This is a genomic window from Oceanobacter sp. ABM4_470 (assembly GCF_056158645.1).
Genome location: NZ_JBSWTR010000001.1, coordinates 3,657,710 through 3,674,038, shown reverse-complemented (window position 1 = coordinate 3,674,038; position 16,329 = coordinate 3,657,710). Strand labels below are relative to the sequence as shown.

Sequence of the window (16,329 nt, the reverse complement as noted above, 5' to 3'; positions counted from 1 at the left end):
GAAGGAGCAATTTGATGAATATTTCCAACACCAAACGTTTGTTTCTGAGCCTGATGCTGGTCGCTGCAACCGCCACTTCCGCAGGCTGTGCCTTCTTCCCGTTTGGCCATGGTCCACACGGCGGTGGTGCAGGCCACAGCGGTCATGGTGGTGATGCTTCTGGCAATCACGGCGGTAATTCAGGTCATGGCGGTGGTCACGATGGTGGCAACGGTCAACATCAGGAGCCGCGCCCATGAGCCAGATTGTATTACCGGGTCTCCGTATTGCCACATTGAGCCTGTCACTGCTGTTTGCCGGTTGCGCCAGCATGGCACCGGACTACCAACGCCCGGATGCACCAGTACCCGATAACCTGCCAAGTGCAGACATCGACGGCCAGAACTCTGTGGATAACCTCAAATCCGCCCGCGAATTGCCATGGCAGGATTTCATCAAGGATGAGCGACTGGAGCAGGTCATTGCGCTGGCGTTGGCCAATAACCGCGACCTGCGCGCCACCATCGCCGATGTCGCAGCCGCCCGCGCTGCCTACCGGGTGCAATCTGCTGATCAGTTTCCAGCCATCGATGCCGGTATCAGTGGTTCCCGCTCGCGTTCCAACGGCAGCGTCAGCAGCAGCTGGGAAGCCAGTGGTGGCCTCAGCTCCTACGAGATCGACCTGTTCGGCAAGAATCGCGACCTCACCGAGGCCGAGCTGGAAAGCTACTATGCCAGCGCCGAAACCGCCCGAGCGGCACGCATCAGCCTGATAGCCGAAACCGCCAACGCCTGGCTGACTCTGGCGTCCGACCAGAACCTGCTGAAACTGGCACAAGAAACCGCCGAGAACGCCAAGCGGGCGATGGACATCACCGCCAAGCGGCTGGATCTGGGGGTCGACTCCCGCGTTGATCTGGTGTCTGCGGAAACCACGTACCACAGTGCCCGGGCAGACATTGCCAGCTACACCAATCAGGTAGCGCAGGACAAAAATGCGCTCTGGTTGCTGGTAGGCTCGACGCTGGATGAATCACTGCTGCCAAGCACTCTGCCTACTACTGAACAGCTGGTTGCCGAGATTCCGGTGGGTTTGACGTCTGATGTCTTGTTGCTGCGCCCGGACGTACTGTCTGCCGAGCATGATCTGAAGTCTGCCAATGCCAATATTGGTGTGGCTCGTGCGGCCTACTTCCCGTCGCTGACCCTGACCACCACCGGTGGTATTGCCAGCAGCGCGCTGTCGAACCTGTTTTCTGGTGGCGCATCCACCATCTGGACGGTGGCACCGAGCCTGAGCATGAATATCTTCGACTGGGGCGGTAAGGACGCCGATCTGGATGCCGCCAAGGCCACCCAGCAGTCGTATCTGGCGACCTACGAATACACCATTCAGACCGCTTTTCAGGAAGCGGCGGATGCACTGTCCCGTCGGGCAACCATGCAGGACCAGCTCAACGCCCAGGTGGATTACGCCGACGCTGCCGGTCGTAGCTATGAACTGTCGATGAAACGCTACGAAGCCGGTGTCGACAGCTTTCAGGACACACTGACCAGCGAACGCACCTTCTACTCGGCCCAGCAAAGCCTGATCAGTGCGCAACTGGAAGAGCTGCAAAACCGCATCACCCTGTATCGGGTGTTAGGTGGTGGCTTGGCAGAGCCGGAGTATCAGACTGAACAGTCGATTGAAGAGCCTGCTGACGATCAGCAATAAGCGATCAGCAGTGGGGTAAGCGCCCCTTGGGAAGGCATTGCCAGCGCCGCCATCTCGCCATGGCGGCACACCTCTATCGCGCTTCCGATTCGCTGGTCAATTTGCCTTTCAAGCTCATAACGAACACGCTCTGATTCGGCATCCATGCCTCAACAGAGCTATCCGGCCATCCATGGCCGGATGTTCTATTCGCTTTTATTCAAATTGGCTCATCTCAAGGCGCGAGTGGTGTGAACCGCCACGACGTATGGAAACAGCTTAGATTCCCTCGAACCTGGTTCACTCGAACCGTCACAGCTAAAACCCAATCACCAAACCACCCAGCGCCCCGACAATCACCACCGCCCACGAAGGCGCTTTCCAGCTGGTCAGCAGCACAAAGCACAACAACGCCAGCACCAGCTCCGCCGAGGACGTTACCGCACTGGTGAACACTGGCTGATACAGCGCTGCACCCAGCACACCTACCACTGCCGCATTGGCACCGGCCATGGCCGCCCGAATACCAGTACGCTGGCCCAACGCCGACCAGAATGGCAGCACGCCGATCAACAGCAGGAACCCCGGCAAGAACACAGCGACCAGTGCAATACCAGCCAGTGTCAGAATCTCAGCGGTTGAGCCGCCAAGGGCCTGTGCCCATTCAGCACCGAGGAAACCTGCAAAGGTAAACACCGGACCGGGCATGGCCTGAGTGGCACCGTAACCGGCCAGAAAATCATCCGCGGCTACACGCCCCAGCTGCACGGTTTCAGCATCCAGCAACGGCAGCACAACATGGCCACCGCCGAACACCAGAGCACCGGCGCGATAGAAGCTGTCGAACGCCTGCAAGAGAGACGAGGAAGATCCAGAAGCCAGCAGAGGAATGATCAAAAGCAGCGCAGCAAACAACAGCAGGCTGAACCAGGCAGCAGTACGGGAGATTTTGATCGACAGGTTGGCGCCGCTACCGGAAACAGCATTTTGACACAGCCAGCAGCCGCCCAGCGCGCCCACAAAAATAGCCGCCAGCTGGCCTTCAATACCGCCCAGCAGCAATACAAAGGCCACCGCAATGACTGCCAACGACGCCCGTTGACGATCAGGGCAAAGGCTTTTGGCCATGCCAAGCACAGCGTGAGCAACAATGGCGACTGCCACCACTTTCAGGCCATGCAGCATGCTGATCAACAGTGGTGAGTCACTGACCCCAGCCCAGCTGGCCAACAGCACCAGTACCAACGCTGACGGCAGCGTAAACGCCAACCAGGCCGCTATCGCCCCAGCGAAACCACCGCGCATTAACCCCAAGCCAAAGCCCACCTGCGAGCTGGCCGGGCCGGGTAAGAACTGACACAAGGTCACTAGATCGGCATAGGCCTGATCCGACAACCAGCGCCGTTTTTCCACAAATTCGGTTCGAAAATAACCAAGGTGGGCGACCGGGCCACCAAACGACGTCAGCCCAAGTACCCAGAAGGCTTTGAAGACTTCCAACACGGTTTTCATGATCACTATCCGTTTTATTATCAGCTGAAATTCTGCCAGCAGGATTGTACGGCGTGTGATCAGGAAGGCCAGTCTGCGACGCCAGACGTCGGGTGTCGGGTGTCGGGTGTCGGGTGTCGGAGGATATTTTGTAGGGTGTGCACCGCGCACCATCCTGCGCACAAATCCATCCTGCGCACGGCACACAAAGCCATCCGGGCCAAACGCCCGACTAACTCACCACGGCAAGGGTTCGGCCACCTCGGCCCAGCGGTTCTGGCTGTGGATATGATCCAGAGCGTCGCCTAACACTTCGCATTGGCCAAGCACTTTTCGCCAGCGTTGAATGCGCGGTTCGTTGTCGAAGTCGTAGAAGTCTTCCAGATCGGGGATGTGGCCGCCGGGCAAGGTCGCGGCAAATTCCCACGACGGCGCAATGATGATGGTCTTGCGGTAGTGCTCCCGCGATACCGTGCGCCAGCGCAGCTTTTTATCAAACCAGCCGCCTTTCGGAGCTTGGGCAAAATAGTGCGGATACAGCACAAAGCCGTCTTCTGGCAGCACTGGCAGATCGAACTGGTAGTCGGTAATACCGCCGTCGCGGTAGGTGCCCTGCGGTGCGCCCTGAATGTCGCGAATGCCGGAAATCACCAACGGAATTGCGCCGGTGGCCAGAATCGCCTTGTGCAGATTGTCGGCCGTCAGCGCTACTTGCTGGGCAGGCAGGTGCGGGAAATGGTCAATCGGTGGTTTATCCGGATGATGAAACAACACCCGGTCTACCCACGGCCGCATGGCGCTGCGCGATACCAGATTGGCCCCAATCGCACCGATCCAGCCCGCGGTTTGCAGCCACTTGGTGTCGCTGCCGGTAAGGCCGCGGCAACGCGCCGCCATGGTGTTGTAGCGCATCACCGGGTGATTAAGGATTTCTTCCAGGCCGTGGTCACCCAGCAAGATGTCCAGCATGCGGCGGCATTCCGCCGCCACTTCTCCCGGTGTCGGTTTGGCCGAATAGCGCTGCTCAACATAGGCATCCAATAAACGGGCATGCGCCGCCAGCGCATCGTTCTGGGCGTAACACGCCATGCGCCAGCCTCCGGCCGAGGTACCCAGAAGGTGCAGCGGCTCGCGACGGTCGGCAAACCATTCGCTCAGCAGGTATTTGTCCATCGCCGCCAGCGACAGCCACTTGGGGCCACCGGATGCGCCCAGAATCATCTTGATATCGTCAGGCTTGAGACCGTGTTCACGAATGTGCTGCAACGCATCTTTGCCAGCGAATATTTTGAGGGGCAGATTGGCCATAAGGGAAACCGTGGGGAGAAAGCTAAACCGTTGGGGAATGTGCGTCAGGCTAACGCCACTCGGGCACAGATGCGATGACCTGTGCTGACAAACACTGTTGCCGAGTGGCTGAGCGCGGGTGCCGTTGCCTCAGTCGCGAATGCGTTCGTAGGTTACAAAGCTGTACGGGTACGGGTTTTTCTCACACGGCGCATGGGATTCACGCTCTACCTGACGCCACCGGCTGACATCAAATTCAGGGAAAAAAGCATCGCCTTCGATCTCGGCATCCACTTCGGTGATGTACATGCGATCCACCAGCGGCAGTACCTGACGGTAGATTTCAGCACCGCCAATGATCATGGCTTCTTCCACATCCGCCTGCACGGTCAAACGGGCTGCTTGCTCGATGGCTTCTTCCAGACTGGCCACCACGGCAACGCCTTCGGCTTCGAAGTCGCTGTTGCGGGTAATCACGATGTTGGGACGGCCCGGCAGTGGGCGGCCGATGCTCTCGAAGGTCTTGCGGCCCATCACAATCGGCTTGCTCATGGTGGTGTTCTTGAAGAACTTCAGATCACCTGGCAGATGCCACGGCAGCTGGTTGTTGATTCCAATGGTGTGGTTGCGCGACATGGCGACGATCAGGGCAAGTTTCATAGTGCGAGCATCATGAGCTGGGAAACACCGGATGATAACCGTCAACGGCGCAATGCTCCAGAAACCCTGAGCCTGCTCACCCTCGGCTCAGCCACACTGGCTAACCAGCTCAGGAATGTCGCCGGCAAACACCGGTTTGGCAAAGAAGTAACCCTGATACTGGTCGCAGCCAAAAAACGCCAGCGCATCCAGGATGTCCTGACTCTCAACCCCTTCTGCCACCACTTTGAGACCCAGATTGTGGGCCAGAGCGATGATGGAGTTGGCAATCGCGGCGTCGTTTTTGTCGTCAACGATGTCCTTGACGAAACTACGGTCGATCTTGAGAAAATCAATCGGCAGGTCTTTCAGGTACGACAACGATGAGTAACCAGTACCGAAGTCATCAATGGCCACCTTGACCCCCAGCGAGCGCATTTCGCTGAGCATCGATGCCCCTTGCTCGAGGTTGTACATCAGAGTGCTTTCGGTCACTTCCAGCGTCAGGTTTTCCGGCGGCAAGCCGGTGTCGTACAGCGCCTGCTGGATACGTTCACCAAGATCACGCTGGCGGAACTGACGGGGCGACAGGTTCACCGAAATTTTGCTGGCGTTGCCTACCAGACCTTCATCCAGCCATTGCTTATATTGCTGACAGGCGCTGCGCAGCACCCATTCACCAAACGGCTCGATCAGGCCGGTGTCTTCCAGTACCGGAATAAACACATTGGGCGCCACCATACCGAGTACCGGATGCTCCCAACGCAGCAGTACCTCAACGCCAACAAATTGCTGCCCACACACGGATACTTGCGGCTGATAGGCCAGCCGCAGCTCATCGCGCTCCATGGCATGGTGCAATGCGGCTTCCAAACCAACCCGAATCTTGTCCATCGGTGCCGACTGCTGGGTAAACACCTGACAGGCATTACGGCCATCGCTTTTGGCCTGATGCAGCGCCAGCTCGGTGCGGCGAACCATTTGTGCCGGGTCGTAGTTGGCTTCGCTGGAAATATCGATGCCGACGCTGATGGTGACAAAAATTTCGTGATCGCCGATTTTGAACGGCGCTCGCAATGCTTCCGACAGCTTGCTGGCAACCGACGTCAGTACCGCGATGTTGCGCACCGCATCGAGAATTACGGCAAAGCTGTTGCCACCCAGACGAGCGACGGTGTCCGAACGGCGCAATTTGTCTTTCAAACGCGCCGAGCAGGCTTGCAGCAGTTCGTCGCCCAAGGCATGACCATAGATGTCGTTCACCACCCGGAAGCGGTCGATGTCGATAAACAGCAGGCCAACGTCGGTGCCATTGCGGCGGGCACCCATCAGGCTCTGTTCCAGTCGATCCTGAAACAGCACCCGATTGGCCAGCCCGGTCAGCGGGTCAAAATGGGATAACTGACGAAGCCGCAATTCGTGCTCCATGCGGGCAATGGCACGGTCGACCAGCCGATCCAGCTCCTGCTGCGGCGTCCGTTGCAGCGGAAACACTTCCTGTACGCCCAGAGCAATCAGCCGTTGTTCGTTCAGCATATCGACCAGCGCCACCATCAAGGGGGCTGACGGTAGTTTCAGGCGAATCTTTTCCACCAGCGTCACCAGCGCATCGTCGCATTGGCTGGCGATCAGGCACACCACTTCCTCCGGCTGCCGCCAGCGGTCGCAGATTTGCTCAATCTGCAGCATGGGCTCCTGGGCAATACTGCTGTTTACCCTCGGTTTCAGCTCGGATACCGGGAACACCAGCAACGTCGTGCAATGTGGATACGGCGCGCTTGAATCCATAACTCTCGGCTTCAGATACATCATAAATAGGGTCAATTCGGAAAGGGCTGGCCATTTCGTTGTATTCACCGCCTGTTCTGAACAACCGGCATAACTCGCACAGAGCGGCGCAGAATTATTCAGAACGACTCCCGAAGTATAGACAGCAGTTTGCATTTCACCGGACGGCCGTGAAAATTATCAGTAAGAGTCAGTTCAGTCGCTCAGATACAACCGTTTGAGCCAGTTGCTCCACAAACACCACAAAACAAATGTCTCTGAAGAACGCCTACTGAAAACGCCAGACACAAAAAAGCCCTGCGGTGCAGGGCTTTGATGACGATACGGTGCCGAGGGCAGCGGATCAGATAGCGACGGGCGCCTTGATGTGCGGGTGGCTCTGGTAGCCTTCGATTTCGAAGTCTTCAAAGCGGTAGTCGAAAATGCTTTCCGGCTTGCGCTTGATCAAAAGCTTCGGCAACGGCAGCGGCTCGCGCGACAGCTGCTCATCGGTTTGCTCAAGGTGGTTGGCGTACAGGTGCACATCGCCACCGGTCCAGACAAAGTCACCCACTTCCAGATCACATTGCTGCGCCATCATGTGCACCAGCAAGGCGTAGCTGGCAATGTTAAACGGCACACCAAGGAAGATATCGGCACTGCGCTGATACAGCTGACAGGACAGCTTGCCGTCGACAACGTAGAACTGGAAAAACGCGTGGCACGGTGGCAACGCCATGTTCTGGATTTCGCCCACGTTCCAGGCGCTGACGATCAGGCGACGGGAGTCCGGGTTGTTTTTGATCTGCTCCACCAGCTGGGTAATCTGGTCAACGTGTTCGCCGCTGGCGGTTGGCCAGGAGCGCCACTGGGAACCGTACACCGGGCCCAGATTGCCTTCTTCGTCGGCCCACTCATCCCAGATGGAGACACCGTTTTCCTTCAGGTAGGAGATGTTGGTATCGCCACTGAGGAACCACAGCAGTTCGTGGATGATGGAACGCAGGTGCAGCTTTTTGGTGGTGACCAGCGGGAAGCCTTCACTGAGGTCAAACCGCATCTGGTAACCAAAACAGCTGTAGGTACCTGTGCCTGTGCGGTCTTCCTTGAAAACACCGTTTTCGCGTACATGACGCATCAGATCCAAGTACTGTTTCATAACCTACCTTCAAAAATCGTAATCAAAATCCGCTCCGGCGTTTAACGCTGGACGCTGTGGGGGGCCATTTTATTGCGCTGATAGGCAAACACCAGCAATATCAGTCCGGCGAGGATCATCGGGAAGCTCAACAGCTGCCCACGGGTCAGCCAGCCGAACAGGTCAAAGCCAATCTGGGCGTCCGGTTCGCGGAAGAACTCGGCGAACGAACGCAGGATGCCATAGCCCATCAGGAACGCCGCACCCACGGCCATGCGCGGCCTTGGCTTGCTGGAGTAATACCACAGCACCACAAACAGCAGCAGCCCTTCCAGACCCGCCTGATACAGCTGTGACGGGTGACGCGGCAAGTCGTCGGCACGCGGAAACACCATTGCCCACGGCACCACCGCCGGGTCGGCCACACGGCCCCACAGTTCACCGCCAATAAAGTTACCAATGCGGCCGAACATCAACCCCACCGGCACCAGTGGCGCAACAAAATCACCAATATCGAAGAAGTTCTGCTTGTACTTCCGCGCGAACCAGAGCATGGCCATCAGCACGCCCAGCAGCCCGCCGTGGAACGACATACCGCCTTCCCACACCCGGAACAGCCACAGCGGGTCTTGCAGGAACTGGCCAAAATTATAAAACAGCACATAGCCCATACGGCCACCCAGAATGACCCCCATGGCACCGTAGAACACCAGATCCGAGACCATCTGGTCGGTCCAGCCGGAGTTGGGCTTGCGGGCACGGTAGGTCGCCAGCGCGTAGGCGGTACCAAACGCCAGCAAATACATCAGGCCATACCAGTGCACCTGTAATGGACCGAGGGATATAGCGACCGGGTCAATCTGAGGATAGGTCAACATGCAGACTTCCTTGCGTAATCTTCACCTTGCAACGGCGAGGTCTGACCGTCGCCGTGCGGATTAATTCATCTATTTAACAAGACGGCCAACATACCATGACTGTTCGACAGCCATATGACGTTGCCATGCTCTACGAGACCGTTAAAACAGGAAAATGCCAAGGCCGTCAGAAAAACAGGAACTTGATGCCCACCAGCAGCAGCAACAACGCAAAGCCGCGTTTGAGCTTTTTCTGGTCGAGGGAGTGGGCCAGTCGCGCACCCACCTTGGCAAATGGCACACTGGTTACAACGATGCCAGCCACCGCAGGCCAGTACACATAGCCACTACTCCAGGCTGGCAAACCCGCCGCCTGCCAACCGGAGACGATGTAGGTCAGCGCCCCGGTAACCGCAATGGGCAAACCACAACCCGCCGATGCCGCCACGGCACTGCGCATCTGAAACGACCGCCAGGTCAGGTACGGCACCGCAAAGATACCGCCACCAATACCAAACCAGGACGAGCCAAAACCGATCACAGCGCCAGCACCCACCAGCTCTTTACTACCCGGAGCCTTGCCGGTGGATTTCGGTTGCAGGCCAAAAAACATCTGGATACTGACCAGCACCATAAAACTGCCGATCAGCAGCAACAGCACATCACCGGGAATTTTGACGCTGACCAGCACCCCCAAAGCAGTCCCCAGCACGATGCCCGCCGCCATCAACTTCACCACCGGCCATTGAATCGCCCCCAGCAAATGGTGGGAACGAATGGAGCTGAGCGAGGTAAACACAATGGTTGCCAGCGAGGTGGCTACCGCAATATGGGGGGCAATTTCCGGTGCCACACCCTGAGCCGCCAGCCCGAACAACACGGCCGGAACAATCACGGTGCCGCCACCAATGCCAAACAGGCCCGCCAGCGTGCCAGCCACCGCGCCTACCAACAGATACATAATCAATGAGGTCACAACGCCCCTCCTGTCACCGTTATCCGTTTACTACCACGCCATCCATACCGCAGTCATGGCAGGTAAGCAGATAAAACGAAACGGTCAACGACACTCAAACAAAGAAACTCAAAAGAGAAACCCCGAAAACCGGCGCCGCATTATGAACCAGCGGTCCTGTGATAGCGAACAGCATGCTAACCTCGGTCTCATCACAGAGACACCGGGAGTCATTGCTATGTGCCTGATCGTACTGGATTGGCAACCGACGCAAGCCGACTGGCTGCTGCTGGTTGCCAACCGCGATGAATTTCACGCCCGTCCGACGGCGGCCATGGCACCCTGGCCCGACCAACCCCACATTCTGGCGGGCCGCGACCTGCAACAGGGCGGCAGCTGGCTCGGAATCAACCGCAGTGAGCGCTTCGCCGCACTGACCAATGTCCGGGACGGCCACGCAGGTCCGGAAGTGGATAAATGCTCACGGGGCGAGTTGATCTGCGACTATCTCAACAGCGACGCCACACCACAGCAGTTTGCCCAGCAGCTGCATGCCAGCGCCGACCGCTATGGCCGCTTTAACCTGCTGGTAGGGAATCGCCATACGCTCTGGTACATCTGTAATTGGCCCCATTTTACTGCTCGGCCGCTCGCAGCAGGGTTGCAGGTGCTAAGCAACGCCCACCTGAACAGCGACTGGCCAAAAGCCCGTCAGGCCTTGAATCAACTGTGGCAACAACGTCAACAAGGCACCCGTTCACCGTCACAATTACTGAACCACGTCCTCAGCGATCCGCGCCGCTGGCCGGATTCGCACTTGCCGGATACCGGCGTACCACTGGCGTGGGAGCGGTTGCTGTCGGCCCAGAAGATCATCAGCCCGGAATACGGCACCCGTTGCAGCACGGTTTTGCGTGGCTTCGACGAAGCGTCTGCCAATGACCAAACTGCCCGCTGTTTTCGCCTCTTTGAACAGAGCTGGACACGCGATGGCAGTGCACAGCAAAACGGCCATTGGCAACTGCGCAATGGCGTCTTCGAGGGGCTGGTATCTCTCGAGTAGTCAGGCTGTCACAAAAGTCAGTTGCTAAAACGCCGGGCAGCAGCAGGTGTCGATCTACCGGCAGTTACAAAATAACGACGCAACCCGGTGAAAAATCACAGAAAAGATTTCTGACACCCGGGTAGCCCGACAGGGGGTTACAAAACGCACCCTGCGTTAGCAAAAAACAGCCCGATTGCAGGCCTGATCCTTGTCCATACTCAGGTTATGCGAAGAACATCACATTCCCTACAGCGCGCCATCGAGCGCGAGCGACTGCTGAAACTGAAGCGACGCCGCCCGCTGATGATCACAGCGATGATCGCCGGGGCCTGCTTTGTATTGCTGTTTGGCGCCCTGTCAGCCAGCATCAATACCAAGCCGGTCATGCCACCTTCCGTCGCCCGCGAACACATGGAACGCTGGCTGATCGAAGACGCCCGTCGGGTTGCAGGCGAAGTGCGCCTCAAGCACATCCGTGCGCTGGAACCTTTTTACCTGGCCCGCGACTATCAGCCGGTATGGCTCGACAACTACGAGTTGACCCCAGCCGCGCGTGAGCTGATTCAGGCCCTCAAGGAAACCTCCGCCGACGACTGGCAACGCTACGACTACGCACTGCACGTGCTGCTGCGTGAAGTCCACCAGTTGAGCAACACCCCCGAACGCGCCACTGCTATCGATGTGCTGTTAACAGACGCCTGGATGACCTACACCAAACAGGTACTGAATCAGCAGCTGGTGCCGGACACCAACGAAAACGACCACCCGGTACGACGGGTATCCAGCAGCGACAGCGACCCTCGCATCACCGACGAATCGGTATTGAACCTGCTGAACGACGCCTTGCAGCAGCGTGAACTGCCGGTGCTGATGGAAGAACTGGTGCCGCAGCATCGCGGCTACATGGCACTGCGCAAGGAACTGAACCGGTATCTGGAACTGGCCAATCGTGGCGACTGGCAGCCACTGCCCGTACCTCTGGAACTGAAACCCGGTGATCGTCATCCGGCGGTACCGGTATTGCGCAACATGCTGGTGCAATACGGTGACCTCGAATCCTCTGCGTTCCAGTGGTTGATCGACAGTCGTAGCGAAACCAATACAGATTCCAGCAACGATATTCCGGCAGCCAGCACCCCTGCTGACGAAGAACTGCTGTTCGACGAACCGCTGTCCCGGGCGCTGGTGCATTTCCAGCAACGCTATGGCCTCGAGCCCAGCGGCCGGGTAGACGCCGAAACCCTCAGCTGGCTAAACCTGACGCCCTATCAGGTGGCGCAGAAAATCGCTCTTAATATGAAACGCTGGCGCCATCTACCCGCTGATTTGGGTCAGCGCCACGTCATGGTCAACATGGCCGACTACAAATTGCAGTACGTTGAAGACGGTGATGTTGAACTGGAAATGAAGGTGATCATTGGCAAACTCAGCCGCCGCACACCGGTTATGACCCACAAGATCAGCCAGATGGAGCTGGCACCGACCTGGGTGGTGCCATACCGTATTGCCACCCAGTATCTGCTGCCGAAATTCCGCCGCAAGCCAGAGTACATTCGTGACAAGGGCTTCCAGATTGTTGAGCGTGTTGACGGCCAGGATCAATTTGTGAACCCGGATGACATCGACTGGCATCAGGTGTCCCGTCGTAATTTCCCCTACCGGATTATTCAGAAAGCCGGTGGCGCCAACGCGCTGGGCTCGGTGAAATTCCTGTTCCCGAACCCGCAGTCCATTTATCTGCACGATACCTCACAGCCAGAACTGTTCAGTCTGGATGGCCGTGCGCTCAGCTCCGGCTGTGTAAGAGTCGAAAAACCGATGGAGCTGGCCGAGGTATTACTGAAAGGCCAACTGGGCTGGAGCCGCCAGCGAGTGGAAGAAACCATCGCCCAGAATCGCACTACTCGCCTGCGCCTCAGCAATCCGGTGCCCGTGCACCTGATGTACTGGACCGCCTGGGTGAATCAGGATGGCCAGCTGCAAATCCGCGACGACGTTTATCGCCGCGACATCATCGCCGGTATTGCCACCGGACCACGGGATATCAGCTTCTGATATCCCGAACAGCTTCTGATATCCCAAACTGCAACTGACCCAAAATCCCCGTATTCGACGACATTCCGGCGTTAAGGACCCTCTTGATAACTCTGCACAGCTCTGCGCGAGTCCTGCAGGTTGTCAGAACAAGGCGGCGAATGCAGCGGAATGGCTGGCCCTTTCCAAATTCGCCAACACCGTTCTGGCGGCCTGCAGGCCGCGCCCAAAGGGGATGACAGGGCATTGCTGACTCTGTGTCGCTGATTTTTGACTTGACCCGTCAGGCCTACAAATCAGCTTCGTGATTCAGCTGCGCCCTGTCATCCAGAGCGGGCACCGAGTTATTCAGAGGGTCCTTATCCATGACACATTTCCGACGCCTAATTGGGGTCAGAAATCACGGTTTCCTGTCGTGCCTGTCACACCCGCCTTTCTGATGTACTGGTTCCTTAACTTCTGCCCAGATGTACGCATACTAACCACACACATTTCGTCACAAGGTTTAACAAATGCAGCGTCGGGGTTTTCTGCGTTCAGCAGTACAGTTAACTTCCGGATTGTGGCTGGCGGGCGCCAGTCATGAGCTTCTGGCAGGACAGCAAGTGGCACAAGGAGAGCGCACACTGAAGCTCTATAACATCCATACCGGTGAAACCATCAAATCGACCTACTGGGCCGATGGTCATTACATCAAGGATGAGCTTCAGCAGCTGGACTACCTGCTGCGTGACCACCGTTCTGGCGGCGTCAATGCGATTCAGCGAGGCCTGTACGATCGCATTCATTACCTGCAACAAACCTTTGCCTCACGCGAGCCGGTGTACATCATTTCCGGCTACCGCTCGCCGAAAAGCAACAGCTCCCTGCGCAAAACCACCTCCGGGGTGGCTGAAGGCAGTTTGCACATGCAGGGCCGCGCTGTGGATATCCGCATTCCGGGCGTTTCCCATCGCTCCCTCCACAAGGCGGCCGTTGGCCTCGGTGAAGGCGGCGTTGGCTACTACCCGCGCAGTGGTTTTATTCACATCGATACCGGCCGTACCCGTCGCTGGACCGCCTGAGTCCAGCCCGACTGCGGGCGATAAACAGCCACAAAAAAAGCGTTGCCGGTTAGCCGGCAACGCTTTTTTTGATGCTAAGTACTGACGTTAGCCGCGCCCGGACGCCGGGCCAATGATTCGGCCAAAGCCTTCTTTTTCCAGCGCCAGCTGCACCATGGCCGCAATCACATGGGCGCTTTCAATCTGCATCACCTGATCCAGCAAGCGCTTGGCCCATTCGTGGCTGATGCCGCGAATCACCGACTTCACTTTCGGCAAATTGGTCGAGTTCATCGACAGCATGTCGTAGCCCATCGCCATCAACAGCACACTGCCTAACGGGTTACCGGCCAACTCGCCACACACACTGACGGGCTTGCCCACTTCATGGGCGCCGTCGGCGATCAGCTTGAGAGCATTCAACACCGCCGGATGAAACGCCTGATAGAGATCGGCGACACGCGGGTTGTTACGGTCAACTGCCAACAGGTATTGGGTCAGGTCGTTACTACCGACCGATAGAAAATCGACCCGCAGTCCCAGATCACGAATCTGGAACACCGCCGACGGCACTTCGATCATGACGCCGACTTGTGGCATCACCACGTCGAAGCCTTCTTCTATCACCTCCGCGTGGGCGCGGTAGATCAGGTGCAGGGCTTCATCGACCTCACTAACGCTGCTGATCATCGGCAGCATGATGCGCAAGTTATCCAGCCCGGCGCTGGCCTTCAGCATCGCCCGGATCTGCACCAGAAAGATTTCCGGGTGGTCGAGGGTAACGCGCACCCCGCGCCAGCCCAAAAACGGGTTGGCTTCGTTGATCGGGAAGTAGGTCAGGGCCTTGTCGCCGCCAACATCCAGCGTCCGCATGGTCACCGGCGCCGGCGCAAACATTTCCAGCTGCTCGCGGTAAATTTTTTGCTGTTCGCTTTCCGACGGGAAACGATCTTTCATCATGAACGGCACTTCGGTGCGGTACAGGCCCACGCCCTCGGCACCGCGATCAAGGCTGCGCAAGGCATCGGTCAACAGACCGGTGTTTACCCACAGCGGAATGCGATGGCCGTCTTTTGTTTCAGCCGGTTCATCGCGCAGCACTTCGAGGTCTTCCTGCAGTGCCTGCTCTTCTTCAAAAATTTCCTGATACTGCTGGCGAATGTCCTTGTCCGGGTTGGAAATCAGGATGCCCCGATAACCATCAACGATCAGGTCCTTACCGTGCAGTTTGGCGTAGGGCAGATCCACCACCCCCATCACCGTTGGAATACCCATGGCGCGAGCCAGAATCGCAACGTGGGAGTTGGACGAGCCTTTCACCGACACCAGACCACGCAGCTTCGACGGCGGTACTTCGCCCAGCATGCCCGGTGTCAGCTCTTCGCTGACCAGAATACAATCATCCGGGAAGCTGTCTTCACGACGCTCGGTTGGACCTTCCAGATGCGCCAGAATGCGAACTCCGAGGTCCATGATGTCGGTTGCCCGCTCGCGCAGGTAGACATCTTCCATCATCTTGAAGTGGCCGACGTACTGCATCACCACCTGACGCAGGGCACCCGGTGCCCACTGGCCTTCACGGATGCGAGCGTTGACTTCCGCCCCCAGGGCGTTGTCATCGAGCATGTTGATATAGACGTCGAACAGCGCCATCTCTTCCGGCCGCAGCTCATCACTGAGCTGGGAACCAAGATGACGGACTTCCTTGCGAGCCGATTCCAACGCCTGTTCAAAGCGTTCAACCTCGGCATCTACATCGTCAATTTGTTTGTCCGCCACCGTCGACAGATCGGCCGCTGGCATCAGCACATAGCCTTGCCCCAAACCTACGCCAGCAGAACCCGGAGCGCCGTTGAAGCGCGCAGTCTTGCGCTCTTTACGCTTATGCTTGTGCGACAACTCAAGAATGTTGCCGGTGGCTTCGGCGTGAGCAATCACCCCGGCCAACTGGGCCGACATGGTGACCAGAAACGCTTCTTCCCCTTCGTCGAACTGGCGGCTCTCGCGCTGCTGCACCACCAACACGCCCATCAGGCGCTTGTTGTGAATAATGGGTACACCCAGGAAAGAGTTGAACGGGTCTTCGCCGGTTTCCGACAGGAAGTGAAATTTGGGATGCGACGGCGCGTCGTCAATGTTGATAGGTTCAGCCCGGGCGCCAACCAGACCCACCAGGCCCTGTGACGAGGTCAGACTGACGCGACCCACCGCTTCCTGCTTGAGGCCTTCGGTGGCCATCAACACATAGCGTTTGGTGTCGTTGTCGAGCAGGTAAACCGAACACACTTCGGTGTTCATGGCTTCCCGAATTCTTGCTACTACGACGCGCAGCGCATCCGACAGATCGGTGGCTGTACTGACTTCCTGTACAATGCGGCGCAGTATGTCGAGCATATAA

Annotated in this window: 13 protein-coding genes; 5 read left to right on the top strand and 8 right to left on the bottom strand. The window is 57.7% G+C overall.

Going from position 1 to position 16,329, the window contains the following annotated elements:
• Positions 1–14 precede the first annotated feature (14 nt).
• Both ACXADJ_RS16260 and ACXADJ_RS16255 read left to right on the top strand, forming a co-directional pair.
• Positions 15–239, top strand: a complete 225-nt coding sequence (locus ACXADJ_RS16260) for a hypothetical protein (RefSeq protein ID WP_475067853.1) — start codon at positions 15–17, stop codon at positions 237–239.
• Positions 236–1,696, top strand: coding sequence for an efflux transporter outer membrane subunit (locus ACXADJ_RS16255; protein WP_475067850.1), 1,461 nt, complete (start codon positions 236–238; stop codon positions 1,694–1,696). Before ACXADJ_RS16260 ends, ACXADJ_RS16255 begins: the two co-directional genes overlap by 4 nt.
• Positions 1,697–1,993: 297 nt before the next feature.
• Here ACXADJ_RS16255 and chrA read toward each other — a convergent pair whose 3' ends face one another.
• The 7 genes from chrA to ACXADJ_RS16220 form a co-directional block, all read right to left on the bottom strand.
• A complete protein-coding gene (chrA, locus tag ACXADJ_RS16250; RefSeq protein ID WP_475067848.1) occupies positions 1,994–3,187 on the bottom strand; it encodes a chromate efflux transporter in 1,194 nt (397 codons plus the stop codon).
• Positions 3,188–3,403: 216 nt separating this feature from the next.
• Positions 3,404–4,474, bottom strand: coding sequence for a patatin-like phospholipase family protein (locus ACXADJ_RS16245; protein ID WP_475067847.1), 1,071 nt, complete (start codon positions 4,472–4,474; stop codon positions 3,404–3,406).
• A 129-nt stretch (positions 4,475–4,603) separates the two neighbouring features.
• Complete coding sequence (locus ACXADJ_RS16240; protein WP_475067845.1) at positions 4,604–5,113, bottom strand: dihydrofolate reductase; 510 nt, start codon at positions 5,111–5,113, stop codon at positions 4,604–4,606.
• A gap of 87 nt (positions 5,114–5,200) precedes the next feature.
• Positions 5,201–6,880: a putative bifunctional diguanylate cyclase/phosphodiesterase gene (locus tag ACXADJ_RS16235; RefSeq protein WP_475067843.1), complete on the bottom strand. Its 1,680-nt coding sequence runs from the start codon at positions 6,878–6,880 to the stop codon at positions 5,201–5,203.
• A 343-nt stretch (positions 6,881–7,223) separates the two neighbouring features.
• Positions 7,224–8,018, bottom strand: coding sequence for a thymidylate synthase (thyA, locus tag ACXADJ_RS16230; RefSeq protein WP_475067841.1), 795 nt, complete (start codon positions 8,016–8,018; stop codon positions 7,224–7,226).
• A gap of 41 nt (positions 8,019–8,059) precedes the next feature.
• Positions 8,060–8,875 (bottom strand): prolipoprotein diacylglyceryl transferase, encoded by an 816-nt coding sequence (gene lgt, locus ACXADJ_RS16225; RefSeq protein ID WP_028292027.1) that lies wholly within the window; start codon positions 8,873–8,875, stop codon positions 8,060–8,062.
• Positions 8,876–9,041: 166 nt separating this feature from the next.
• Positions 9,042–9,830, bottom strand: coding sequence for a sulfite exporter TauE/SafE family protein (locus ACXADJ_RS16220; RefSeq protein ID WP_475067836.1), 789 nt, complete (start codon positions 9,828–9,830; stop codon positions 9,042–9,044).
• A gap of 217 nt (positions 9,831–10,047) precedes the next feature.
• Here ACXADJ_RS16220 and ACXADJ_RS16215 point away from each other — a divergent pair, with 217 nt between their 5' ends.
• The 3 genes from ACXADJ_RS16215 to mepK all read left to right on the top strand — a co-directional run bounded on the left by ACXADJ_RS16215 (position 10,048) and on the right by mepK (position 13,952).
• The gene (locus tag ACXADJ_RS16215; protein WP_475067832.1) at positions 10,048–10,872 is read left to right on the top strand and encodes an NRDE family protein; all 825 of its coding nucleotides are present in this window, start codon (positions 10,048–10,050) and stop codon (positions 10,870–10,872) included.
• A gap of 207 nt (positions 10,873–11,079) precedes the next feature.
• Complete coding sequence (locus tag ACXADJ_RS16210) at positions 11,080–12,909, top strand: L,D-transpeptidase family protein (protein WP_475067830.1); 1,830 nt, start codon at positions 11,080–11,082, stop codon at positions 12,907–12,909.
• Positions 12,910–13,400: 491 nt separating this feature from the next.
• On the top strand, positions 13,401–13,952 hold the full coding sequence (mepK, locus tag ACXADJ_RS16205; RefSeq protein WP_028292029.1) for a peptidoglycan L,D-endopeptidase MepK: 552 nt from the start codon (positions 13,401–13,403) through the stop codon (positions 13,950–13,952).
• An 87-nt stretch (positions 13,953–14,039) separates the two neighbouring features.
• Here the strand turns inward: mepK and ptsP are convergent, their stop codons facing one another.
• Complete coding sequence (gene ptsP, locus ACXADJ_RS16200) at positions 14,040–16,325, bottom strand: phosphoenolpyruvate--protein phosphotransferase (protein WP_475067827.1); 2,286 nt, start codon at positions 16,323–16,325, stop codon at positions 14,040–14,042.
• Positions 16,326–16,329: the final 4 nt, after the last annotated feature.

What these genes read in the sequence shown, in the direction of transcription:
- ACXADJ_RS16235 (WP_475067843.1), bottom strand. Translation starts at nt 6,880, where the DNA reads ATGGATTCAAGCGCGCCGTATCCACATTGCACGACGTTGCTGGTGTTC.
- mepK (WP_028292029.1), top strand. Translation starts at nt 13,401, where the DNA reads ATGCAGCGTCGGGGTTTTCTGCGTTCAGCAGTACAGTTAACTTCCGGA.
- ACXADJ_RS16210 (WP_475067830.1), top strand. Translation starts at nt 11,080, where the DNA reads ATGCGAAGAACATCACATTCCCTACAGCGCGCCATCGAGCGCGAGCGA.
- ptsP (WP_475067827.1), bottom strand. Translation starts at nt 16,325, where the DNA reads ATGCTCGACATACTGCGCCGCATTGTACAGGAAGTCAGTACAGCCACC.
- ACXADJ_RS16240 (WP_475067845.1), bottom strand. Translation starts at nt 5,113, where the DNA reads ATGAAACTTGCCCTGATCGTCGCCATGTCGCGCAACCACACCATTGGA.
- lgt (WP_028292027.1), bottom strand. Translation starts at nt 8,875, where the DNA reads ATGTTGACCTATCCTCAGATTGACCCGGTCGCTATATCCCTCGGTCCA.
- thyA (WP_475067841.1), bottom strand. Translation starts at nt 8,018, where the DNA reads ATGAAACAGTACTTGGATCTGATGCGTCATGTACGCGAAAACGGTGTT.
- ACXADJ_RS16260 (WP_475067853.1), top strand. Translation starts at nt 15, where the DNA reads ATGAATATTTCCAACACCAAACGTTTGTTTCTGAGCCTGATGCTGGTC.
- ACXADJ_RS16255 (WP_475067850.1), top strand. Translation starts at nt 236, where the DNA reads ATGAGCCAGATTGTATTACCGGGTCTCCGTATTGCCACATTGAGCCTG.
- chrA (WP_475067848.1), bottom strand. Translation starts at nt 3,187, where the DNA reads ATGAAAACCGTGTTGGAAGTCTTCAAAGCCTTCTGGGTACTTGGGCTG.
- ACXADJ_RS16215 (WP_475067832.1), top strand. Translation starts at nt 10,048, where the DNA reads ATGTGCCTGATCGTACTGGATTGGCAACCGACGCAAGCCGACTGGCTG.
- ACXADJ_RS16245 (WP_475067847.1), bottom strand. Translation starts at nt 4,474, where the DNA reads ATGGCCAATCTGCCCCTCAAAATATTCGCTGGCAAAGATGCGTTGCAG.